Source organism: Flammeovirgaceae bacterium SG7u.111, assembly GCA_034044135.1.
GTDB lineage: Bacteria > Bacteroidota > Bacteroidia > Cytophagales > Flammeovirgaceae.
Genome location: CP139021.1, coordinates 6100647 through 6124811 on the forward strand (window position 1 = coordinate 6100647; position 24165 = coordinate 6124811).

20 protein-coding genes and 4 tRNA genes are annotated in these 24165 nt (G+C 38.8%); 19 read left to right on the plus strand and 5 right to left on the minus strand.

The features are described from left to right. Positions 1-539 precede the first annotated feature (539 nt). The 4 genes from R9C00_23660 to R9C00_23675 all read left to right on the plus strand — a co-directional run bounded on the left by R9C00_23660 (position 540) and on the right by R9C00_23675 (position 6641). Complete coding sequence (locus R9C00_23660) at positions 540-2438, plus strand: hypothetical protein (protein ID WPO34702.1); 1899 nt, start codon at positions 540-542, stop codon at positions 2436-2438. Positions 2439-2823: 385 nt separating this feature from the next. Beyond that, on the plus strand, positions 2824-4158 hold the full coding sequence (gene argH, locus R9C00_23665; GenBank protein ID WPO34703.1) for an argininosuccinate lyase: 1335 nt from the start codon (positions 2824-2826) through the stop codon (positions 4156-4158). 35 nt (positions 4159-4193) lie between these two features. Then, positions 4194-5813, plus strand: a complete 1620-nt coding sequence (locus tag R9C00_23670) for an aminopeptidase (GenBank protein WPO34704.1) — start codon at positions 4194-4196, stop codon at positions 5811-5813. A gap of 21 nt (positions 5814-5834) precedes the next feature. Beyond that, entirely contained in the window at positions 5835-6641 is an 807-nt protein-coding gene (locus R9C00_23675; protein WPO34705.1) for a DUF5995 family protein, read from the plus strand. A gap of 92 nt (positions 6642-6733) precedes the next feature. On the opposite strand, the gene R9C00_23680 is transcribed toward R9C00_23675, so the two are convergent. Continuing rightward, positions 6734-7141, minus strand: coding sequence for a DUF1573 domain-containing protein (locus R9C00_23680; GenBank protein ID WPO34706.1), 408 nt, complete (start codon positions 7139-7141; stop codon positions 6734-6736). A 178-nt stretch (positions 7142-7319) separates the two neighbouring features. Here R9C00_23680 and R9C00_23685 point away from each other — a divergent pair, with 178 nt between their 5' ends. Together R9C00_23685 and R9C00_23690 are read left to right on the plus strand one after the other, a co-directional pair. After that, complete coding sequence (locus tag R9C00_23685) at positions 7320-8597, plus strand: HAMP domain-containing sensor histidine kinase (GenBank protein WPO34707.1); 1278 nt, start codon at positions 7320-7322, stop codon at positions 8595-8597. Further along, positions 8594-9289, plus strand: a complete 696-nt coding sequence (locus R9C00_23690; GenBank protein WPO34708.1) for a response regulator transcription factor — start codon at positions 8594-8596, stop codon at positions 9287-9289. The genes R9C00_23685 and R9C00_23690 overlap by 4 nt, the downstream gene beginning before the upstream one ends. Positions 9290-9340: 51 nt before the next feature. Here R9C00_23690 and htpG read toward each other — a convergent pair whose 3' ends face one another. Continuing rightward, complete coding sequence (htpG, locus tag R9C00_23695; protein ID WPO34709.1) at positions 9341-11167, minus strand: molecular chaperone HtpG; 1827 nt, start codon at positions 11165-11167, stop codon at positions 9341-9343. 392 nt (positions 11168-11559) lie between these two features. On the opposite strand from htpG, the gene R9C00_23700 reads away from it, so the two are divergent. Continuing rightward, positions 11560-13095 (plus strand): LysM peptidoglycan-binding domain-containing protein, encoded by a 1536-nt coding sequence (locus tag R9C00_23700; GenBank protein WPO34710.1) that lies wholly within the window; start codon positions 11560-11562, stop codon positions 13093-13095. A 244-nt stretch (positions 13096-13339) separates the two neighbouring features. On the opposite strand, the gene R9C00_23705 is transcribed toward R9C00_23700, so the two are convergent. Together R9C00_23705 and kynU are read right to left on the minus strand one after the other, a co-directional pair. After that, positions 13340-14764, minus strand: coding sequence for an AAA family ATPase (locus R9C00_23705; GenBank protein ID WPO34711.1), 1425 nt, complete (start codon positions 14762-14764; stop codon positions 13340-13342). 12 nt (positions 14765-14776) lie between these two features. Then, the gene (gene kynU / locus R9C00_23710; GenBank protein ID WPO34712.1) at positions 14777-16063 is read right to left on the minus strand and encodes a kynureninase; all 1287 of its coding nucleotides are present in this window, start codon (positions 16061-16063) and stop codon (positions 14777-14779) included. Positions 16064-16265: 202 nt separating this feature from the next. On the opposite strand from kynU, the gene R9C00_23715 reads away from it, so the two are divergent. From R9C00_23715 to R9C00_23770, 12 genes are all read left to right on the plus strand, one after another. Next, positions 16266-16349, plus strand: a tRNA-Tyr gene (locus R9C00_23715). Between the two features lie 70 nt (positions 16350-16419). Continuing rightward, positions 16420-16492, plus strand: a tRNA-Gly gene (locus R9C00_23720). Positions 16493-16503: 11 nt separating this feature from the next. Beyond that, positions 16504-16575, plus strand: a tRNA-Thr gene (locus R9C00_23725). A gap of 73 nt (positions 16576-16648) precedes the next feature. Further along, positions 16649-17836 (plus strand): elongation factor Tu, encoded by a 1188-nt coding sequence (gene tuf, locus R9C00_23730; GenBank protein ID WPO34713.1) that lies wholly within the window; start codon positions 16649-16651, stop codon positions 17834-17836. 175 nt (positions 17837-18011) lie between these two features. After that, positions 18012-18084 (plus strand) — tRNA-Trp (locus tag R9C00_23735). A gap of 59 nt (positions 18085-18143) precedes the next feature. Continuing rightward, positions 18144-18338, plus strand: a complete 195-nt coding sequence (gene secE, locus R9C00_23740) for a preprotein translocase subunit SecE (protein ID WPO34714.1) — start codon at positions 18144-18146, stop codon at positions 18336-18338. A gap of 18 nt (positions 18339-18356) precedes the next feature. Beyond that, complete coding sequence (nusG, locus tag R9C00_23745; GenBank protein ID WPO34715.1) at positions 18357-18929, plus strand: transcription termination/antitermination protein NusG; 573 nt, start codon at positions 18357-18359, stop codon at positions 18927-18929. A gap of 7 nt (positions 18930-18936) precedes the next feature. Next, complete coding sequence (rplK, locus tag R9C00_23750; GenBank protein ID WPO34716.1) at positions 18937-19380, plus strand: 50S ribosomal protein L11; 444 nt, start codon at positions 18937-18939, stop codon at positions 19378-19380. A 76-nt stretch (positions 19381-19456) separates the two neighbouring features. Next, on the plus strand, positions 19457-20152 hold the full coding sequence (gene rplA, locus R9C00_23755) for a 50S ribosomal protein L1 (GenBank protein ID WPO34717.1): 696 nt from the start codon (positions 19457-19459) through the stop codon (positions 20150-20152). A gap of 2 nt (positions 20153-20154) precedes the next feature. Further along, on the plus strand, positions 20155-20691 hold the full coding sequence (rplJ, locus tag R9C00_23760; protein WPO34718.1) for a 50S ribosomal protein L10: 537 nt from the start codon (positions 20155-20157) through the stop codon (positions 20689-20691). 102 nt (positions 20692-20793) lie between these two features. After that, a complete protein-coding gene (gene rplL / locus R9C00_23765) occupies positions 20794-21171 on the plus strand; it encodes a 50S ribosomal protein L7/L12 (protein WPO34719.1) in 378 nt (125 codons plus the stop codon). Between the two features lie 209 nt (positions 21172-21380). After that, the gene (locus R9C00_23770; protein WPO34720.1) at positions 21381-22430 is read left to right on the plus strand and encodes a site-2 protease family protein; all 1050 of its coding nucleotides are present in this window, start codon (positions 21381-21383) and stop codon (positions 22428-22430) included. A 32-nt stretch (positions 22431-22462) separates the two neighbouring features. On the opposite strand, the gene cas6 is transcribed toward R9C00_23770, so the two are convergent. Continuing rightward, positions 22463-23260, minus strand: coding sequence for a CRISPR-associated endoribonuclease Cas6 (gene cas6 / locus R9C00_23775; protein ID WPO34721.1), 798 nt, complete (start codon positions 23258-23260; stop codon positions 22463-22465). Between the last annotated feature and the right edge of the window lie 905 nt (positions 23261-24165).

A 24165-nucleotide genomic window follows, 5' to 3' on the forward strand; every position in this document is an offset into this window, starting at 1 on the left:
GTTAATAAACCACCTACTGAATAATGTTTATAAAGATATCATTAAACTAAAATTCACTTACTGTTTTTGGAGATTGTTATTTTTGTTACGTTATTCGTCGAATGAAATATCTACTATTTTTTATTCCGTTATTTGTTTTTTTTTCTCCTTGCTTTTCTCAAATACAATTCAAAAACAATACATCTGTGTCCTCAGCAGTTTTTGTGGGAAAAAATCAAAATTCGTATTCTGGTGTTATTGGTAACATCTACACTTTTAAAAAAAGTAAGAATTCCAGCAAAAATATTGATGTTCAATTCAATGAAAGTAAATTAATTATTTACCCTAATCCATCTTCTGAATATATACAGGTAGGTATTCAGAATTGGACATTACCCTTTAAGTATTCTATTATAAACAGTAATGGCAAGAAAGTATTAGACAACTTAATTTATACCCCTCAGATTCAAATAGATATATCCAACTTTCCTTCTGGGATATATTATTTTATAGTAAACTCCGAACACAAACTATACGCTAAATTTTTTAAATATTAAGACATGAAAATCAATATGCTTTTTTTCAGCTTTTTTCTTATGCTGAGTATTACTGTTATGGGCCAATCGCCTAAAATGTTTAATTTTCAGGCCTTAGCAAACCCAAATGGGAATCCCATTATAGAAAAAAATATACAAGTAAAAGCTAGTATATTAGAAGGAGGTCATTCAGGAGTAGTCGCATATCAAGAATTAATTGATTCCGAAACAGATGATCAAGGCTTTTTTAATGTACAAATTGGTTCTGGAGCTACTATTTCTGGAGTTTTTGCTCAAGTAAAATGGGAGAACGGAGTATTTTTCATTAAAGTAGAAGTGAGTGAAGACAACGGTAGTACTTTTCAACTATTAGGTGTGACTCAGTTACTATCTGTTCCCTATGCTTTTTATGCTGATAAATCTGAAAGTCTTTCAAATATTCATTTTTATAGCTCCTCTAGTGAGATGTCCTTTGATCAAACATTGACAGAAGGAGAAATAGTAAAAACATTAGGTTTTTATGAAGCTGGAGATGGTGGAAATGCAACCTATAAAATAACAACAAATGGAGGGGCAGGGACAATAGGATTGGAAAATGGTCTCAAAGCATCTTTAGTTGTAGAAAAATCAACTGTTGATGTGAAGCAATTTGGAGCGATGCCAAATAATGGAAATGTATATGGATTGCTTTCAGAAGCATTAGAATTCTCTTCAAACAATAACTACACCTTGTTTTTTCCAAATGGAACATACAATATAGACCAAACCCTAACTATTGCTGGAACTAACATTAATTCTTCTCTTGCAGATAAACCTGTTACAATTAAAGGTGAGAGCGCATATGGAGTCATGATCAATATGCTTGACAGCCAAACAACTTCTATAGACTTTTCCAGAAGCAAACAAGTTAATATTGAGAACATTTCTTCAAATACGCTAATTAAATTAGTGGAGTATGGTGAAGAGTTTATCCCTCTCTCACAAAAAAGAGAAGTTTTTGCTAAAAATGTGTACACAAATACTTTAACAGAGGAAGATATTAATTGGGGATTATTAATCAATACCCCAAAACCTGCTCAATATGCAGATAATAGTGGAGGAGCTTACGCAAGATATCCTGTAGAGATTATTAATAATAGTGGATATAATGCTCTAATGATAAATAATTTTGCTGTTAATGAAGCTGGAGATGTCGAATCACCAGTAGACAATAGTGCTATTGGTATCATAGATAAAGTAAAAAATAACGCTGGTTCTTTTTTAATTGAAGGAGGGTATCGTCCTTTTCTGGTTTTTAAAAATGAAAATAGTTCATTGAAAAGCAGTGTAATAGAGGGGAGCGTTTTTTCAATATCTCCTGAAGGAAAAATCGGGATCAATGCCAGTCATTATTATAGTGACGAGCAAGCTCCTGGGACTTACACAATGAAAATAAGAGATAACAGACCATCAATAGCATTATACGATGCTACTGAAAATAACAAATCAGTACAATTGAGTTATGCAGGTAAATATTTTACTATTTCAGATAGCCAAGGGGATGTGTTAATGAAACTTGGTACACACGCAAATGTATTTGAACAACTTGGAAGTGGAGGTTTTGCAACAAGCCTTATTATTAGAGACGCCGCATATAATAGAGGTCTAAGGTTTTGGCGTCTTCCATCTTCACCAAATGGCGAGAAACATAGAATCATCTACACGGATAGCAACAACTACTTAAGAACATACCCTTGGGCAAGTGCACCAGAAGATGAAAGTGGCGAACTACTACTGACGAATAAAAATGGATATTCCAACCAAAGACCAAACTTGGATGATAGTGAAAACGTTATTGGATTCATGTTTTTTGATAGAACCTTAAATATTCCAATATGGTGGAATGGCAGCAAATGGGTTGATGCCAGTGGCAATGAAAGATAATAAACATTATAAAATATATTAAAGTGAGCCACCTTTACAGGTCAAAGGTGATTTATTTAGTTATAGAGAATGAGTGATTAAAAAGGCATACCTCAGCAGAATTTGATGTAGACCGCCCTTTACATAATGAAAAGCCTTTCTCTTAAATTAATACTTATGCCATATCATTGTGACAAATAACTACCCAAAGAGTATTAATACGTTCCCACTACTTTATTTTTTTGAAATATCTGCATATGATAAGGTCATTTTAAAGCTCACCCCAACCTGATTTGAAGCTTAAAACCTTACACAAATGAGCTTCAAATATTTCTTTGCTTTATTTTCGTCTAGAAAAGTAACTTTGCGAGCAAGTGAAGAAATTAAAAACAAATCACCTTGATATATGAAACTTTGGCAGAAAGGATTTTCCATAGACAAAAAAATTGAAGACTTTACCGTAGGTAGGGACCGAGAGCTGGATCTCAACTTGGCGAGGTTCGATGTGTTGGGTTCCATTGCCCACATTACCATGCTCGAAAGCATCGACTTGTTGAAAAAAAGCGAGCTAGATATTCTGACCAAAGAACTTAGGAAAATCTACGAAGAAGTAGCCGAAGGGAAATTTGAGATTGAAGATGGAATAGAAGATGTGCACTCGCAGGTAGAAAAATTGCTAACCGAAAGGCTGGGCGATGTCGGAAAAAAAATCCACAGCGGTCGCTCACGCAACGACCAAGTTTTGCTAGACCTTAAGCTCTACATGCGAAGCGAGATCATGCAAATCAGCCAGATGACGAACGAGCTTTTTGAAACGTTGCAAGCTCAAAGCGAACGCTATAAAAATGTGCTTATTCCAGGCTATACGCACTTACAAGTTGCCATGCCGTCATCATTTGGACTGTGGTTTGGGGCTTACGCCGAAAGTTTGGTGGACGACATACTGTTGCTCCAGTCTGCATGGAAAGTTGCCAACCAAAATCCCCTTGGATCGGCTGCTGGCTATGGATCTTCTTTCCCTCTCAACCGAAGCATGACCACCAAGCTGCTAGGCTTCGACGACCTGAACTATAATGTGGTCTATGCCCAAATGGGACGAGGAAAATCGGAAAAAATATTGGCTTTTGCCCTCAATTCAATTGCCGCTACGTTGGGGAAACTGGCAATGGACATCACGCTTTATATGAACCAAAACTTTGGTTTCCTTACCTTCCCCGACCAGCTCACCACAGGCTCTAGCATCATGCCGCACAAGAAAAACCCTGACGTATTTGAGCTAGTAAGAGCAAAGTGCAACAAGGTTCAAGCTTTGGCTGGGGAAATAATTGCCATCACATCCAACTTGCCATCGGGCTACCACCGAGATTTCCAATTGGTGAAAGAATCGTTTATGGATGGAATAGCCGACCTGAAGTCTTGCTTGGAAATAAGCGAATATGCCCTGCAACAGGTAAAAGTAACTGAAGGAATTATTGAAGACCCTCGCTACCGTTTCTTGTTCAGCGTAGAAGCCGTGAACGAGGAAGTGTTGAAAGGCGTACCGTTCCGTGAGGCATACCAAAAAATAGGCAAGCAAATAGCTGACGGTTCGTACCAAGACAAAACTGATGTAAACCACACGCACGAAGGAAGCATCGGCAACCTCTGCACGGCAGAAATTGGGGCAAAAATGGAAAAAGCCTTGGCAAGTTTCAACTTCTCAAAAGTGATGGCAGCAGAGTCTGACCTATTATTAGGATAAGCAAGTTTCAGGTTTGACATGAAAACAAATTCCAAATGCTCATTCGAATAATTTGCCGGTTCTTTTTGTGGCTTTTTGGCTGGAAGGTAAAAGGAAAAGTGCCCGACGGCACCAACAAATACCTTGTGGTAGTGATGCCCCATACTAGTACTTGGGATTTCATTGTGGGCATCATGATCAGGCCCTTGCTAAACATGCCCGAGTGCCACTACCTCGCCAAAAAATCACTTTTTGATTCTAAACTTGGCTTCTTGTTTTACTGGCTGGGTGGCACTCCCGTCGACCGTAGCCGAAACATGGGTTTGGTGGACCAAGTGGTGGAGAAGTACGAAGAGAGGGAACGCTTTGGCATTGCCGTCACCCCAGAGGGGACAAGGGCACTTGTCCCTACCTTGAAAACGGGATTTTACCACATTGCCTTAAAGGCAAATGTCCCGCTGGTGTTGGGGTATTTTGACTTCAAAACCAGAACTGGAGGCGTAAGCGAAGAACTTATTTATCCAACAGGCGACTATGAAGCCGACTTGAAAAAGATAAAAGCTTTTTATCAAACCATTGGCGCAAAGCATCCTGAAAAATTCCTTTGGCACCAAAACTGGAAAAGTAAAATCCCATGGTTTGCCAATCCTTTCAAATTCACGCTCAAACTGCTCCTTGTTTTCATATTAAGCTATTTACTCATCAACTTCAAGCTGGTTCATTATGGGCTGAAGCAAGGCTATGGCCAATTGGAAATTTTGGTGAAAGCCAAGCCTATCGAAAACTTTTTGGCAGACCCAAATTACCCCGATTCGCTGAAGCAACGCATCAACTTGGTACAGGAAATAAGGCAATATGCCTTCGACTCGGTCGGGCTTGACCAGAGCAATAGTTACACTAAAATGTATGACCAAAAGGGCAAGCCAATACTTTGGGTAGTAACCGCTTGTAAGCCTTTTGCATTGAAAAATAAAGTATGGGATTTCCCCGTGCTAGGTCGGGTTTCTTACAAAGGTTTTTTCGATTCTTTGGCATTGAAAAAAGAAGCCAAGGCGCTGAAAGAAGAAGGTTGGGACACTCGGGTGAGGCAAGTGAATGCTTGGTCAACCTTGGGGATTTTGAACGACCCCATCCTTTCTAACATGCTCTATCGCAGCGAGGGCTACCTTGCCGAGGTGATCATTCACGAGCTTACGCACGGCACGCTTTTCATCAAAGACAACTTGCAGTACAACGAGAACTTGGCAAATTTTGTGGGAGAAGAAGGAGCAAAACGCTTTCTGTTACATAAATACGGGATGGATTCGCCTGAATATAAAAATTATCAGCAATCGCAGCCCGACTATGAGCAATTTGCCAATTATACGCTGAACTTTACCAAAACACTCGATTCGCTCTATAACACCTTTGATGAGCAGATGACTTATAAGGAAAAATCAACACTTAAAAACAAATATATTGAACGTTATATACAAGGAATAGATTCTTTAGAATTTACTAACCCGAGGTATTATGGTTATTTTAAAAATTTCCATCCAAACAATGCTTTCTTTATGGCATTTGTAAGGTATAGAGCCAGCAAAAACCAGTTCAGAGAGCAATTTGAAAACGAGTTTGAGAGTAATTTTGTAGACTACATTACGTATTTAAAAGATACTTACCCTTCTATTTTCTAACAACCACCACTTACTTAAACCATGAAAATAAATCAGGCTGAAACCATTGAAGAAGTTATTAGCGAACTAGATAAGATCATTCTTTGGTCCTTGGAAAATAAAAGTTCTTTGGGCTATTTTCCAAGTCTTTACAAGCAGGTGACCGCCCGAGTAAAAGAAGGAGTTGAACAAGAAGAGTTTGCCGATAATCACCGAATGGAACGGTTAGATGTAGCTTTTGCCAACCGCTATTTGGAAGCCTTTGCTGCATATCTAGAAAATGAAACGCTTACCAAATCTTGGCAATTGACTTTTGATGCCCAACGACAATGGTGGCCCTTGGTCCTTCAGCATTTATTGGTAGGAATGAACGCACACATCCACCTTGACCTTGGAATTGCTGCAGCCCAAACTTCTCCAGGAGATAGCGTTCACCACCTTAAAGAAGACTTCAATGCAATTAATGCTTTACTCTGCTTAATGATAGACCAAGTACAAGAAGCTCTTGTATTTGCATGGAAACCGCTAAAATTGATTGATGCGGTAGCGGGGCAACTAGACGAAGGAATTGCTGGTCATGGTATCCGTTTTTCCCGTGATTTTGCTTGGGGAAATGCACTTCGGTTTTCAGGAATGCCTTATGGTGCTTCGGTGTGGGGTGAGGAGATTCTAAAGCTGGACGGAAAAGTTTCTAAATGGGGAAACAAAATGATAAAACCAGGAGGTCTGTTTGGCTTAACAGCGAAATGCATCCGAATTATGGAAAACAAAGATGTTGTGAAATGCATAGAATCACTGAATAACAATAAGGTAGTATTGAAAAAGCAAAGCCTATCCAAATCTGAATAGGCTTCTGATAACTTATGGTGGTTCCATAGGTTAGCCGTTCTGTTAAAATTAAGCCTATAATAACAGCAGCTAATTTTTTAACCGTTCACCTTTTACCTCCCCACTGTCGTTTCCACCACTTCTCCTTTTATTACTAATACGGCAACAGGTGTAGTCGAATTACTATACACCCTGATACTTTTGTGGAAAACTCCTTTGTTGGCTGCATTATAGGTCGCTTTTATACTCGCAGTTTCCCCTTTTTGCAGCGGCTCTTTGGGCCAAGAAGCAATGGTACATCCGCAAGTTGGCTTCACTTCGGTGATAATGAGCGGTGCTTTTCCCTCGTTGGTAAACGTGAACACAGCTTCGGCAGGAACGCCTTTTTTGATTTTTCCCAAATTCACTTCTTGGGCTTTCCAACTGAAAGTAGCTGCTTCTGTACCAATAACTTGTGCCTGCTGAGCATAGCTTGCTGCGGCAAAAAATAACATGAGCAGGGGAAGAATTACTTTTTTCATAAGTAAGTTATTTTTTTGGTTTGACGAATAAAAAATTTCTTGTACCAAAAATAGCTTTCCACCCGATGCAGTTGAGTTAACGAAAACCCAAGTGCTGTTAATGAAAAGTTAAAGGAAAGAAATGGATGGGCTGGAGCGTCAGAATGAAGTAATTTCAGGAAAGGAAAAGTAAATTGAAGTGGAACGAAAAGCTTTACGTGTATTTGTGGTGCTGGCCTTGCTCTCCATTAGTGGAATAGTGGTAGTTCAAGTATATTGGTTTCGGCAGGCTTTTGATGTAGAACAGAAAAACTTTGAAGAACAGGTGACGCATGCACTTTCCAGCGTACACAAAAGGGTGCTGAATTACCAACAACTCGATGCTTCGATACTAAAGCCCGTCCAGCAGGTTTCGCCAGGGTACTATGTGGTAAATATTTCGGAAGAAGTCGCCCCTAGCGTGTTGAAGGAGCTTTTGAAACAGGAATTTTCTCGCCACCATGTAGAGCATGACTTTGAGCTAGGCATGTACAATTGTTCAGAAAAAGACATTTCCTACAAGCAATACGTCTGCCTCAGCGAAGAATGTGATCCACATCAACTCGCCTCTTTTCCATTTTCTAGCTCGGGAATTGACCACAATTACTTTGGTATTTATTTTCCAAACAGAATAACCAGTGTGGTTTCTAATATGGATATTTGGCTATTTTCCTCTGCGGTAATCTTCATTGTCCTTCTCTTTTTCTTCTATTCCTTATTTTTTATTTTAAAGCAAAAAAAGCTTTCGGAGATACAGGCCGATTTTATCAAAAACATGGCCCATGAATTTAAAACCCCAATTTCTACCGTAGCTATTTCGAGCAAAGTACTCATGGAAAGCGAAGCAAGTGCATCAGCAGAAAGGCTTTCGACCTATGCGGAAATTATACATAGGGAAAATGGTAGATTAGAAGCCCAAGTGGAAAAAGTATTGCAACTGCTTACGGTAAACAAAAGCAGCCAGCAGCTCCAGTTTGAAGAGGTAAATGTGGTGGAAATAGTTGGAGAATTAGAAAAAAGCGCACAAGCAGCACAGTTAGGTACAGGCTTTTCTATTGAGGTTGATTGCACAGAAAAAGCAGTAATAATTTGGGCAGATAAGCTACATTTTTCGAATATCCTCCATAATTTGTTGGACAATGCGGTAAAATACCGAGGTGAAGCCCCTCCCCAAATTGTGGTCGGGATTCGATGCATTGACAAAAAGGCGCAGGTTACCATAAAAGATAATGGCTTGGGGATCGCTCCTGACCAACAAAAGAAAATATTTGATAAATTTTATAGGATCTCTACAGGCGACGTCCATAATGTAAAAGGGTTTGGACTTGGGTTGAGCTATGTAAAAAAGATGGTGAAAGCCCATGGGGGAAAAATATCATTAAAAAGCGAATTGAGAAAAGGGAGCGAGTTTATATTATATTTTGATAGAAAGGCATGACAAAAGCAAAGTTACTTTTGGTGGAAGACGACCCGAGTTTGGGGTTTGTGGTAAAAGATAATTTGGAACGGGAAAACTTTGAGGTAAAGCTTGCCACAGATGGGCAAAAAGCGGTGGATTATTTCCGAGCCATCCCATTCGATTTGTGCCTGCTCGACATCATGCTACCCAAAAAAGACGGATTTTCCGTAGCAGAAGAAATGAAAGCTGAGCAACCCAAATTCCCCATCGTTTTCCTAACTGCCCGCAACATGAAAGAAGACAAAATCCGTGGGTTCAAAACAGGCTGCGATGACTATGTGACCAAGCCTTTCAGCATAGAGGAGCTGGTGTTGCGAGTGGAAGCCGTGCTGAATCGCTGTTTGCCCAATGGAAATTCAACTCCTATTTTGAAGCAATTCAATCTTGGAAACTACCTTTTCGATAGTAAAAACCAAGTATTGGCTTTGGGAAAAGAGACAAAAGGCTTAACCAAGCGGGAAAGCGATTTGTTGGTAATGCTGGCTCACAACCAAGGTGAGCTAGTACCAAAAGGCGAAATACTCGAAAAACTATGGGGGAAAAATGATTATTTCAACGGAAGGAGCTTAGATGTTTTTGTATCGAAACTCAGGAAATACCTCAGCCAAGATGAGAAAATCAGTATAGAAAATGTGCATAGCTCGGGGTTTAGGTTGGTGGTAACCAGATAAAAAAAGCCAGCTCAATGAGCTGGCTTTTCGTATATAAAAATTGCTTCAGAATTATTTTTCGTCAGCAATCATGGATATGCTTCTTTCTATAAAAGTAGTAAGCGATTCTCCTTTCAGCATATTTTGCGAAAGCAAAGCCAAATCGTAAGCTTGCTTAGCTACACTAATTTGCTCTTCCTCGTTTTCAGCTTTTACTATTTTGCCTATAAGCGGGTGGTTTCCGTTGATAGTAACCGCCTGCATGCCCGGCATATCTCCGCCAAACATCATATTTCCTTGCATCTGTTGCATTTCTTGCATCCTGCGCATGAACTCAGGTTGGGTAATCACCACTGGCATAGCATCTGCCGACATGGCCGTTACCTCAGGTGCAACATTTTCCTTAGCTATCGCTTTTTTGAAAATTTCTACCACTTTCTCCTCTTCTTCTTTGCTCAGTACCGATTCTATTGCCTCGTCTTTTTCTATCAGCTTTTCGGCAACATCGGCATCTACACGCTTCAAGCTCGTTTTTTCCAGTTTTTGCTCCAACGTACTGATGAAGTGGCTATCGAGCGGACCGTCCAATATCAAAATATCATACCCTTTCTTTTGCGCAGCTACTATATAAGAATGGTGCAGCTCTTGGTCGTTGGTATAAAGGAATACCTTGTTCCCGTTTTTATCCGTTTGGGCTGCTTCCACGTGTTTCCCATATTCCTCAAAGGTGTAGAATTTACCCTCCAAGTTTTTCAGCAAGCCAAACTTCTTAGATCGGTCGTAGAATTTCTCATCGGTAACCATTCCGTATTTCACAAACAAACCAATGCTTTCCCATTTTTGCTCAAATGACTCTCTATCACTTTTAAACAAGTCACTTAATTTATCGGCTACCTTCTTGGTGATGTAAGAGTTAATCTTCTTCACACTGCTATCCGACTGCAAGTAGCTTCTTGATACGTTGAGCGGGATATCTGGTGAGTCGATGACGCCGTGCATGAGCGTAAGAAACTCTGGCACAATCTCTTTCACCTCATCGGTGATGAACACTTGGCGAGAATACAGCTGTATTTTGTCGCGGTGAAGCGTGAGATCGTTTTTCACTTTTGGGAAATATAGGATTCCCGTAAGGTTGAATGGATAATCAACATTGAGGTGAATCCAGAAAAGTGGTTCTTCTGAGAACGGGTAAAGCGTTTTGTAAAACTCTAGGTAATCTTCGTCCTTGAGGTCAGTTGGGTTTTTGACCCAAATTGGGGCTGTAGTATTTATTACCTTTTCTTCAAACTCGATTTCGATAGGTAAGAACTTGCAGTATTTGTTCAAAATACCACCAACCTTTCCGCTTTCAAGGTAATCTAAGGAATCTTCGTTTACATGGAGGATGATATCTGTACCCCTTGTTTCCTTTTCTCCTGCAGTAATTTCAAAATCGGTACTGCCTGTACAAGACCAACGAGCTGCCTCAGAGCCTTCTTTATACGATTTGGTAATGATTTCTACCGTATCGGCAACCATAAATGCCGAATAGAAACCCAAACCAAACTTACCTATTATCTGGTTCGCATCTTTTACATCCTTGAATTTCTCAACAAATTCGGTAGCGCCTGAAAAAGCGATTTGGTTGATATATTTCTTGATTTCCTCGGCAGTCATCCCGATTCCGCTGTCGCTTATCGTGATTTTCTTGTTTTCTTTGTCAATACTTACCTTGACTTTTATTTCGCCAAGCTCCTCTTTAAACTCTCCGATCGATGCAAGTTTCTGAAGCTTTTGTGTAGCATCTACTGCATTTGATACCAATTCCCGTAAAAATATCTCTTGGTCAGAATAGAGAAATTTTTTAATAATTGGGAAAATGTTTTCGGTATTGACCGAAATCGTACCTCTCTCTTCCATGTGTATTTTCGTTAATAAAAGTTACTAAAATTAATATTTTGATTGCTTTCCAAACCTTTTGCCAAAATCTGTTCCAGTTGTTTTTTTAAGACAAATTGTCAGCAAGACAAAGACAAAACATCACTTAAAAACCATTGATAGTCACTACTTTTCAGGAAAAATAAGCCTTTTTGTCTGTTATAGATGACATTTAGAGAAGGTAAACATTGTAACCTATTTTTTTTTTAGAGCGTAAGAAACAATTCAAAAAAACAGGATGTCTATGCACGACAGGCATGATTCATGCAATATTTAAATTATTGTTGCAAAAATGCAATAAACTATTAGATTTGTAATATCACTTTTGTGATAAACATTACAACCAAAACAATTAAACCAAACCGCTCAATAAAATGACTACTAACTCAAAAGGATTAGTCCATGGAAATGGACTGTATCAACATTTCCTTACCTCAACTAAAGAGGAAAACACTTGCGCCGCTCTTGGCAACAAGACTTCTTACACCAGACTTGCACTGGTTACACTCGCATCTATTTACTTTCTTTTCTTATTTAGCGCCTCTACATTATTTGCTAATAATGATAATGAACGCTACCACAGGGTAAAAGAAGGAGAAACAATACAAAAAATAGCCCGTAGATATGGTATCCCTGAAACCGTGTTGATGAAAAACAACGATTTGTATTCAGGAACACTCCACGCAGGACAATTGTTACTAGTATCTATAGAAGCTTCTACAACTACTATAGCTTCTAATACTGGAAGACAAAGCAAGCTAACAGGTCTTTCTGGAGGTATGACTAGCACTTCTACTGCATACGATCCGGCTAACCCGATGGTAAGGAGAGAAGCACCACGCAAGCAAATCACCAATAAGACCATCACTTCACAACCTGAAAACAATGCTGTAGCTTATCAACAAGTGATCGCTAATGAAACACCTAGCAAAATACAAAAACTACCAGGGCTCACTACAGAAACTCAATTGACTTCTGAAGTGCCAAATGGAATCAATGATGCTAGAGAAATATTTAAAGTAGAGCAAGAGACCACAAACCAGCCTTGGTTCAACCTTTATTTCAGGACTATGAGAATAGCAAGGTTCAGAGATAATGTTCCTAGTAAATACACAAAAAGAAAAGACGGTATCCAATATAGTGGAGGAACAAAAGTAACAGAAGATTTGATTTCTAATTTTGGTTACCCTAAGGAAGCTGCTGCTGCTTTGTCCTTCGTATCTTCGAATGAAGGCGGTGTGAGCGACTTGAACTTTTACGATGGCGCTGGTTCTTTTGGATTTATCCAGTTCACTTTGAAATATGGTTCACTAGAAAACTACTTGGCTATTGTAAAAAACGATAAGCCAGAAATTTTTCAAGCTTGCCTAGCGCAGTATGGTTTTGATTTGGAAATATCTACTGACAGATATGGAAAAGTGAAAAACACATTGGTAGTTTATGCTCCTGAAGGTTTCAAGGGCAAAACAAAGCTTCAAGGCGATGACCTAATGGACTATCTTTTGGCAAACAAACAATTGTTCGGTCCATTGATCCTTTTGGGCGAGCAAACTAAAGGTGAGCAAATCAAAGCTGCTTACGAAATGTACTACTTGGTTGCCAAAAACATCAACTTACCTGTAAATGGTATCAATATGATTACTGGCGATTTGTTCGATACAAAAGCTGGCGTAACTGCACTTACCGATTTGTGTGTGAAACTTGGTGCAACTGGTGCAAGCAACGAACTTGCTACTGCGGTAGCAAAGGTAATGAGCGATAATGGCATCAATTCTTATAATGACTTGAAAGGTTTTGATGAATTAGCCATCATCAAAACTCTTACCATGACTACTTCTAACGATTTGGTAAAAAGAAGAATGAGCAAGCTTTTGGCGGAAAATCAAATGAGCGCATTGGTTGGAAGATAATTTGACTAGACTTTAGTAACCGTTCGTCACTACATACTTTTTGAGATATTTAAACAATACCCTTCAAGTTTTGTGGCGTACCCTTACGAGTCGTGTTCGAATAAAAATTAACTAAACTTCAGATGAGCGTAAAGAAAATAGTTATGGAAAACAACATTTCTTTCAACCAACTATCAAGGTAAATACTCCAGAACAATAAACGAAGCCCTGTTTGGTATAAAATCCACTCAGGGCTTTTTTATGGTTAATCTTTAAAAAAATCGGGCTCAAAATTGACAAGGAAAAGTTCGTCCGTTGAACGGGTAATCGCTGTATAAACCCAACGCATCAGCTCCACATTTTTCATCTCATCGTTGAGGTAGCCCAAATCGACAAATACAGCTTTCCACTGGCTACCCTGTGATTTGTGGCAAGTAAGGGAATAAGCATATTTTACCTGCAACGCATTTATGTAGGGGTTTTCTCTTAACAGAGTTTCTACTTCCTTCGGGTTTTCAAATGGTCCATTATCCTCTATCACTTGCTCTTGAATTTTATTTAAGTCCTCCATGGGTAAATTAGGGGTGAAACTATGAAGCGTATCCAAAAGCACTTTCGCATCAAATGGCGTCTCATCTGGATAATCGATCAATTGCAAACGGAGGTTGGCAAACCGAAACCCTCCCATCTCTTCTACCGAACCTACTCTCATTACCTCGGCAAACTCACCATTGGCAAGAAACCCCGCCCTAGATTCATCATCCAACCAGAAGTAATTGTTTTTGACCACCATCAAAATATCACCTGCCGATAGTTCTTCTTCGTAGTACAATATCTGTTTGCGGATGAACTGGTTGTACAATGTAGCCGAACGGTTGGATCGGCAAATCAGGGAAGTGTTTTCAACACCATATTTGTCATAGGTATAGCGCAGCCCATTTTCTAACTTCTGACTAGGCATCCTAAAAATATCCTTGTACTTTTTGGTATTGAGGTTGATTTGAAAATTCCGCTTTGCTATTTGGAGACGAATCGCTGTAGCATTTTCCAAAATCCCAGAAGCTTGTTGCTGCCTCACCACATCTGTAAGCATATGAGGCATTACCTTCAACATACACTCTTGCTCCAAGTGCAAAACATCTAAAGCAGGGCTAATATCTTTATGCACTGGAGGAAGCTGAGCAGTATCCCCCACCAGCATTAACTTGTTTCCCGAATTAGGTTTCTCAAATACATAACTAACCAGCTCCGTAAGCAACCCATTACGATAACCATAATCACTTCCATCGTCTATCATGGACGCTTCATCTACTATAAAAACCGTATTCTTACTCTGGTTAGGCTGCTTTTTGAAAACGATTCGTCCCGAGGCAGGGTCTTCGGTTGGTTTATAGATAATCTTATGGATGGTAAAAGCTTGCCTTTTTGCATAAAATGAAATTACTTTCGCCGCTCTGCCAGTAGGAGCTAGCAAAGCATATTTGTAATCGAAATGCCTCAAGGTCTTTACCATGGCGCTGATCACCGAAGTTTTTCCCGTACCCGCATATCCTTTAAGCAAAAAAGTGAGCCTATTTCGCTTTTTTTCTACAATAAACTCACCCAGTTTATCAAAAAGAGTTGCCTGACCAGGAGTTGGCTCATGGGGGAAGTACCTATAAAAAAGATCTTTAGGGTCGGACTTTTGCATCCTGTAAGTAATTTACAAGGTTTTGAATGTATCTTTGAGCACAGTATAAAACTGAAAGATTTCCTCAAAGGTATTATATAAAGGTACTGGTGCAAGCCTTATTACATTTGGTTCTCTCCAATCAACCACAATTCCCTTTTTAATCAGATTATCAAAAATCTTCTTCCCCTGTTCCACTACCAAAGATAGTTGTGCTCCACTTTCACTCGGGCTTTCTGGAGTAACAATTCGTATTGTCTCCTCACCAATTGCTTTATTTATGTCATCGATCAAAAACCGCAGATAGGCAACCATTTTTTTACTTTTCTCTACCAATTTTTCCATTCCCACCTCTTCAAAAATATCTAACGAAGCATGCAAAGCCGCCAATAATAATACGGGAGGAGTACTCAATTGCCATCCGTTAGCCCCAATTGCAGGCTGAAAGTCTTTTTGCATAAGAAAACGGGTCTTTTCATCGTTTCCCCACCATCCCGACAAGCGTGCAACACCTTTATCTTTTCCATGGGTTTCATGCACAAATAAACCTCCGATTGTACCTGGTCCGCCATTCATGTATTTGTAATTACACCAAACGGCAAAGTCTACACCCCAATCGTGAAGCTTTAGTGGCACATTCCCTACTGCATGCGCCAAATCAAACCCAACAACAGCACCAACTCCGTGAGACACTTTTGCTATTTTCTCTAATTCAAACAACTGACCAGTATAATAATTAACCCCTCCCAACAATACCAATGCGAGCTCTTCTGCATTTTCTTCTATTACAGAAAGAATATCTTCGGTCCGCAGTGTTTCTTCCCCTTCTCTTGGTGTAAGTTCTATAAGCCCATCTTCTGGAGAACATCCATGAGATTGTAATTGAGATGCCATTGCATACTGATCAGATGGAAAAGCTCCTGCCTCCATCAAAATCTTATACCGCCCTTGGCTCGGTCTATAAAAAGATACCAACAAAAAATGTAGATTGACTGTGAGTGAGTTCATCAAAGCCACTTCACTAGGCTGTGCGCCTACAATAGGACAAAGCTTTTTTGATAGCTTATACTGGTATTCCATCCATGAAGGCTCACCTTCAAATGCATTGAAAAAACCTTCTACTCCCAAATCTTGCCAACGGCTTAATTCCCTTTCAATATGGGAAGCCGTTTTACTTGGCTGTAAACCAAGTGAATTGCCACAGAAATATATATCTATAGGAGATTGGGAAGATGGTAGTAGAAATTCGCTTCTATATTTTTTTAGCCAGTCCTCTTTGTCTAGATTCTTGGCGGTTGATAAAGCACTCGTAAAACCCATTTATTACCTAGTTTAAATAAAAACACAAATTTATTACACTTTATCTACTCAGCAAATAATACTGATAATGAGAGGATAAGGCTATATAGCAAATAAATATTTTAAAGACGTTGTGAAATTTTATTTAAAATATTTGAACTTATAAAAAAAGCGTATAGCTTTGCAGACCAATTCAGAAAAAATGTCGGACACAGACATTTAGGGGGAGGTTCCAGAGCGGTCAAATGGGACGGACTGTAAATCCGTTGCTTCGGCTTCGCAGGTTCGAATCCTGCCCTCCCCACCAAAAGGTAAGTTGTTTGGTTATTTAATTGCTACATAGCGATTTAATAGCCATTCATGCTGTTAAAACATAAGCGGGAGTAGCTCAGTTGGTAGAGCGACAGCCTTCCAAGCTGTAGGTCGCGGGTTCGAGCCTCGTCTCCCGCTCACTGTTTTAAGCCGATGTAGCTCAGGGGTAGAGTGCTTCCTTGGTAAGGAAGAGGTCACGGGTTCAAATCCCGTCATTGGCTCTGAGTAATTCACTTTGTATTGAAATCATACACACATATAAGAATAGGTTGTTAATTTAATAATTGGAAAAAAATGGCTAAAGAAACCTTTGACCGTTCCAAGCCTCACTTGAATATTGGAACTATAGGTCACGTTGACCACGGAAAAACAACTTTGACTGCTGCTATCACTAAGGTGTTGGCAGATGCAGGTCTTTCTGAATCTCGTTCATTCGACTCGATTGACAATGCACCAGAGGAAAAGGAAAGAGGTATTACTATTAATACGTCTCACGTTGAGTACCAAACTGCTACTAGGCACTACGCTCACGTTGATTGCCCAGGTCACGCCGATTACGTTAAAAACATGGTAACTGGTGCAGCTCAAATGGACGGGGCAATACTAGTTGTTGCTGCTACTGATGGTCCTATGCCACAGACAAGGGAGCACATTCTTTTAGCTCGCCAAGTAGGTGTGCCTGCTTTGGTAGTATTCATGAACAAAGTTGACATGGTAGATGACGAAGAGCTTCTAGAACTTGTTGAAATGGAAGTTCGTGAGTTATTGTCTTTCTACGAATTCGATGGTGACAATATTCCTGTTATCCAAGGATCTGCTCTTGGCGGTCTTAATGCCGAGCAAAAGTGGGTTGATACTATCATGGAGTTAATGGATGCAGTTGATAACAGCATTCCAATTCCTGAGCGTTTGGTTGACAAAGATTTCTTGATGCCTGTTGAAGATGTATTCTCTATCACTGGTCGTGGTACTGTAGCTACTGGTAGAATCGAAAGAGGTGTAATCAACTCAGGTGATCCAGTAGAAATCATCGGTATGGGAGCTGAGAAGCTTACTTCAACTATCACTGGTGTTGAAATGTTTAGAAAAATTCTTGACAGAGGTGAAGCTGGTGATAATGTTGGTCTTCTTTTGAGAGGTATTGACAAAGAAGCTATCAGACGTGGTATGGTAATCTGTAAGCCAGGTTCTGTAACTCCTCACACTAAATTCAAAGCTGAGGTTTACGTATTGTCAAAAGACGAAGGTGGTCGTCACACTCCATTCTTCAAAGGTTATAACCCTCAGTTCTACTTCAGAACAACAGACGTAACAGGTGAGATATCTCTTCCTGATGGTGTAGAAATGGTTATGCCAGGTGACAACATCACCATTACTGTTGACCTTCAGAAAGAAGTTGCAATGGAAGCTGGTCTTCGTTTTGCAATCAGAGAAGGTGGTAGAACAGTTGGTGCTGGTCAAGTAACTGAAATCTTAGCGTAATTTACGCTTGATAATAAATTGAAAGCTCTGCCTTGTGCAGGGCTTTTTTTTTGAAGAGGTCTTTTTAGGCAAAGAAGAGTATTTATCCTTCTTTTGATCAAATATTTTATCCGATAAATTTGATAATGTTCATATAGTTCATACCTTTGCACACCAATTAGAAATCTAATCATACACGGGTGTAGCTCAGCTGGTAGAGCAACGGTCTCCAAAACCGTAGGTCGTGAGTTCGATCCTTACCGCCCGTGCTAGTTATACTGGCTTTTGTCAGTATAATTTTTTTTTACTGGTTAATCAGTATTTAGCAATGTTTACTAAGATAAAAAATTTCATTAAGGAGTCTTACAACGAGATGATCCATCACGTGACATGGTCGAAGTATGATGAACTCCAAAGTAGTTCAGTGCTGGTTTTGATCGCATCATTCATTTTTGCCTTGCTTATAGGCTTGATCGATACTGTGTTCAAATACGGCTTGGACTTGTTTTATGGTTCCTTCTAAAAAAAGGCTTTAAAAATTATGAGCGAGTTAAATTGGTATGTGGTAAGGGCTGTGAGCGGGCAGGAAAAAAAGGTGAAAATCTATCTGGAAAAAGAGATATCCTTGAACAACTTGGATGAACATATTCCGGAAGTGTTAACACCCACTGAAAAAGTGTACCAAATTCGCAAGCTTAAAGATGGCAAAAGCAAAAAGATAGCTGTAGAAAAGAATTTTTACCCTGGATACGTGCTAGTTCAAGCAAATATCGAACACGGTGAAGTGTTGCACACTATCAAAAGCATTCCTGGTGTTATTGGCTTTTTACAAGTTGATGGTAAGGGACCTAACGCCAAGCCTACCCCTATGCGCGAAGCAGAAATCAACCGTATTTTGGGTAAAGTAGAAGAAACTGCCGAAGGCGAAATTACAGATGAAGCTACATTTATAGTAGGAGAAACCGTGAAGGTCATGGACGGGCCCTTCAATGGTTTTACCGGAACCGTTCAAGAAGTGTTCGAAGAGCGTAAGAAACTTAATGTCATGGTTAAGATCTTTGGTAGAAATGCTCCAGTCGAACTTAATTATGTTCAAGTAGAAAAAGTAGATTAAAAACAAAATGGCAAAAGAAGTTACCGGATTTCTAAAATTGCAGATTAAAGGAGGACAGGCTAATCCGTCTCCTCCAGTGGGACCGGCACTGGGTAGTAAGGGTTTGAATATCATGGACTTTTGTAAACAGTTCAATTCAAGAACCCAAGAAAAACAAGGAGTACTTACTCCAGTTGTTGTTACTATTTATTCTGATAAATCGTTTGATTTTGTAATCAAAACCCCTCCAGCGCCAGTATTGCTGAGAGAAGCTGCAAAAGTAGCAAAAGGTTCTTCTGAACCTAATAGGGATAAAGTTGGATCAGTATCTTGGGATCAGGTAAAAGAGATCGCAGAACTTAAGATGGCTGACTTAAATGCTTTTACAGTAGAATCGGGCATGAAAATGGTCGCAGGAACAGCTAGAAGCATGGGTCTTACAGTCTCAGGTGATGCCCCTTGGGCCGAGTAAATTTAATTTTAGACCTTATGTGAAGTGTCTTTTTCTAACCATTAGGAGCAAGGCTTTTCACTAAAAAAATAAAACAATGGCGCTTACAAAAAATCAAAAAGCTGTTCTAGCTAAATACGATAAAGAAAAAGATTATGCTATAGCCGAAGCGTGCTCTCTTGTAAAAGAAATTACTTATACAAAGTTTGACGCTTCTGTTGACTTGGATATCAAACTTGGTGTTGACCCAAGAAAAGCAGATCAAATGGTGAGAGGTGTGGCTGTATTGCCACATGGTACTGGTAAATCACTTAAAGTTTTAGTTCTTTGTACTCCTGACAAAGAAGAAGAAGCTAAAGCTGCGGGTGCTGACTACGTTGGTCTCGACGAATATGTTGACAAGATCAAAGGTGGATGGACTGATATTGATGTAATTATCACTATGCCTACTGTTATGGCTAAAGTTGGTCAGTTAGGTCGTATTCTTGGACCAAGAGGCTTAATGCCTAACCCTAAAGCAGGTACTGTTACACTTGAAGTGGGAAAAGCAGTAAACGAAGTAAAGGCTGGTAAAATCGATTTTAAAGTTGACAAGTTTGGTATCATCCACGCTAGTGTAGGTAAAGTCTCTTTTACTTCTGAGAAATTAAAAGAGAATGCTGAAGAACTTATTAACGTAATCAACAGATTGAAGCCTTCAGCGGCAAAAGGAACTTACATGCAGAGCATAACGCTTTCAAGCACGATGAGTCCAGGTATTAAAATCGAAAAATCTTCAATTTCAGGTATATAATCATGACTAAAGAAGAAAAAATCCAATACGTTGGTGATTTGACGGAAAAGTTATCAAACACTGACAATTTCTATATAACTGACTCATCTGGGATGAGTGTTGCTCAAATCAACGAATTTAGAGGCGAATGCTTCAAAAACGGTCTTGAGTACAAAGTAGTTAAGAACACATTAATAAAGAAGGCTTTAGATAATCTTGAAGTTGATTACGAAGAGTTTTCTAGTGAAGTATTAAAAGGCTTTTCTGGTATCATCTTTTCTCCTGAGACTGGTAATCTTCCAGCTAAGGTTCTTAAAGATTACCGCAAAAAAGCAAACTCTGTAAGACCAATTCTGAAAGGAGCTTCAGTTGATAGCGCTACGTACGTTGGTGATGACCAACTTGATACACTTAGTAAACTTAAGTCCCGCTTGGAGCTTATCGGAGAAGTTATTGGCTTACTTCAATCGCCTGCTAAGAATGTTATTTCTGGCTTGCAAGGTGGAGGTCAAAAGCTTGTTGGAATCCTTAAAACCCTTGAGGAAAGAGGAGATAACTAAGATAACGCCCTTTTTAGTTTTTTTTAAATCGAGTTACGCACGATACATATATTGCTTCCACAATTTTTGTATTATTAATTTTATTGTTAAAGAGGTATTAAAATGGCAGAATTAAAAGAATTCGCAGAACAATTAGTTAACTTGACTGTAAAAGAAGTTAACGAATTAGCACAAATATTAAAAGACGAGTACGGCATAGAGCCTGCTGCTGCTGCTGCAACTGTAGTTGCTGCTGCTGGTGGTGGTGATGAAGCTGCTGCTGCTGAGCAAACTGAGTTTGACGTTATTCTTAAAGCTCCAGGTGGTGCTAAGTTAGCCGTTGTTAAGCTTGTGAAGAGCTTGTCAGGTCTAGGTCTTAAAGAAGCTAAAGCTCTTGTAGATGAAACACCATCTACTATCAAAGAAGGTGTTTCTAAAGAAGAAGCTGAAGATTTGAAAAAGCAGCTTGAAGAAGCTGGTGCTGAAGTTGAATTGAAGTAGTAATTCACTTTAAGTAAATAGGAAAAAGGCTTTGCATCATGATGCTTAGCCTTTTTCTTTGTTTATAGGACTTTAAGAAAACCTCCATTAAGTTTTCTTGTTATTCCATAAGGTCATAACCTATCATATCAGTTTTGAAAAGAAATCTCATACACCTACTACTTTTCATCATTACCATAATCACCACTACTTTTTCGGGAGCCGAGTGGATGTTTGGAAATATTTTCTTTTTTTCCAATGCCCCATTAGATTATGATAATTTTCTAGCTGGATTTTACTTTTCAATTCCTTTTTTATCCATCCTAACAGCTCATGAATTTGGGCATTACTTTACCGCAAAATATTACAAACTCAAAGTCACCCTTCCCTACTACATCCCCATGTGGTTTTTGGGCTTTGGTCCTAGCATAGGAACTATGGGAGCATTCATCCAAATCAAAAGCCCTCTCCATACTAGAAAACAATTTTTTGATGTAGGGATCGCAGGACCATTAGCAGGCTTTATTTTGGCTATCGGTGTCATTTTTTATGGCTTTACACACCTTCCCTCCCCAGAACAGATATTTGAGATTCATCCAGAATATGCTCAATATGGATTGGATTACGCCGACTATGTTTATGAAGATATGCCTGAAGGCTCAATAGTAATGGGAACAAACCTACTCTTTGAGTTCTTTAAAGAATTTGTGGTTGAAGACCCTTCTCTTATTCCAAATGAATATGAGATTATGCACAGTCCTCTTTTACTTGCAGGCTTTCTTGCTTGCTTTTTTACCGCACTAAATTTAATTCCCATAGGTCAACTCGACGGAGGACATATTCTGTATGGCTTGATTGGACCACGCCTTCACAGATGGGTTTCTCCAGCTTTATTTATACTGTTTATATTTTTTGGTGGGTTAGGTCTCTTTTCCGCTCAAGATTTTCATGTAGACTGGAGTCATAACCTTGAAATGACGCTAATTTACCTAGTATATCTTTACTTCACATTCAGTAAAATAACTAAGGATCCAAAGTCTATTGCATTAATAGCAGTTTCTGTGTATACGGCTCAATTTTTATTTAAATCGATGGTTCCAACGGTTGAAGGATATACAGGCTGGCTAGTATTTGGCTTTTTAATAGGTAGGTTTTTGGGGGTATATCACCCCCCTGCAATTTATGAACAGCCAATTGGGTGGAAAAGAAAAGTGATAGGCTGGCTATCACTCATCATTTTCGTTATTTCTTTTTCTCCTACGCCTTTTATTATAAAATAAGGAGATGAGAGTATTAATCAGGAAGGTTTATACTATGAACCCTGCTGCATAGAACGGTCGTAAATAACTTCTCTTGCTACTTCTTCAACAGATGCCATATCTAACATACCAAAGCCATTTTCTGTCAATTCGCCAAACCCACAATTGTATATAAACTCCTGTACTCTTGGATCAGCATATAATGAAAATGGGAATGTATACCCTCTTACTTCTTTGATTTCTCCTTTGGTTATTGTCGTATAAATACGGGCAAATTTCTTGTCTTGACGAGCAATCTTATCGAGATAGATTTTATCTGGTACGATTTGAAACCTAAAGAATGACTCTATCTCTTTTGCGTCGTACAGCCCTGAATATTCCATCCTCTCCATCGTAGATTCATACAAATAATCAGAAAATGTATCATTTGTTGGATGGATAAATTCTTTATTCTGCTCACTACTTTCTTCATTAATTACCACCAAAGGTGATAAACAAAGATATCTACATGAAGATGTGAGAGGCTTGGTAAGTTCTTTTTCTACATATTCTGGTTCTAAAATAAGATCACCCAAAAGCACATGTTGGTTTTTGAAAAGTTTATCAATAACTGTATTGATAAACTTTTCATCCATTGCAGAAAAAACAAGCGTTACTCTTTTTGAAAAGTAATGCAATCCCTCTCGACCAACCTTAGTTTGGCCCTTCAGTCCAGAGTAGTTAAAAAGGTTGGTGCTATTCAATAGCTCATCTCCCAACACTTCTTTAAGCAAAAAACGAATTTGCTTTTGGTGATGAAAGGGCAAGATAGCGCCTTTGTTCTTTAGCTTAAAAATTATTCTTATCCTCAAAGTGTAAAATGTTTTAAGGTAAAAACATGAAAAAGGAACGAGTACAAAGCTGATTTTAACAGAATGAGTAATTCATAGAATTAAACATGCCCCATTTAGATATATTGTGCCTGTCCTATTTATGGTTTATAACTATAAAAATGCCATAAAGTTAAAACTCAAAGAAAGTGTTTCTTGAAACCTCAACTTTTTTGACTAAGATATTGTATGATAATATTGCCTGAAAGGGCAATGACCTTATTAATACTATACTTCACAAATCGACTCATCAAAACAATTCACTTCACTTAAAAAGTTTTAAGCCTGATTTGTTTGGGTATAACTACATAAAACAAACTTTGTTTTATGTAGCTGACCAAATTGAAACATATTCTATTTAGGCATAAAAAAATACTCTAATCTTATATTAGATCAACATTCCTAAGTACCCAGTCGTATAAGCAAAATCTTAAAAACCGCGCACTAGCAAAAAGTATATATTTCTTAAATTCAAAGCTCAGGAAACCTGATATAATACTAACCAACGCAAAGGGTAACGACGTTATGGCAACTAGTAAAATAAGTATTCCCTCATATTTTTATAGCGTAAAACATATTTCTGCGGGCTTTTACTCTTTAATAGCTTTCTTAAATAAGAGAGCTGTACTGAAATATTTACCCAAGCTAAATGCAGGTGCAAGATATAATATTTACTTGGCTCACCTATAATCAACATCATAAAAAACTCAGGAGGGATAACTCCTAAACATATTTCGGAAATAAAAAACATTAAACAGACTAAAACCGGTCTAGATGATAGAGGCGAAAGCCACTCCAAATAATTCCCGAAACATATGTTGGATTAGAACTACTACTATAAGGATAAATATAAAGTACACTATAGATTGCCAAAGTGAGGTTTTCAC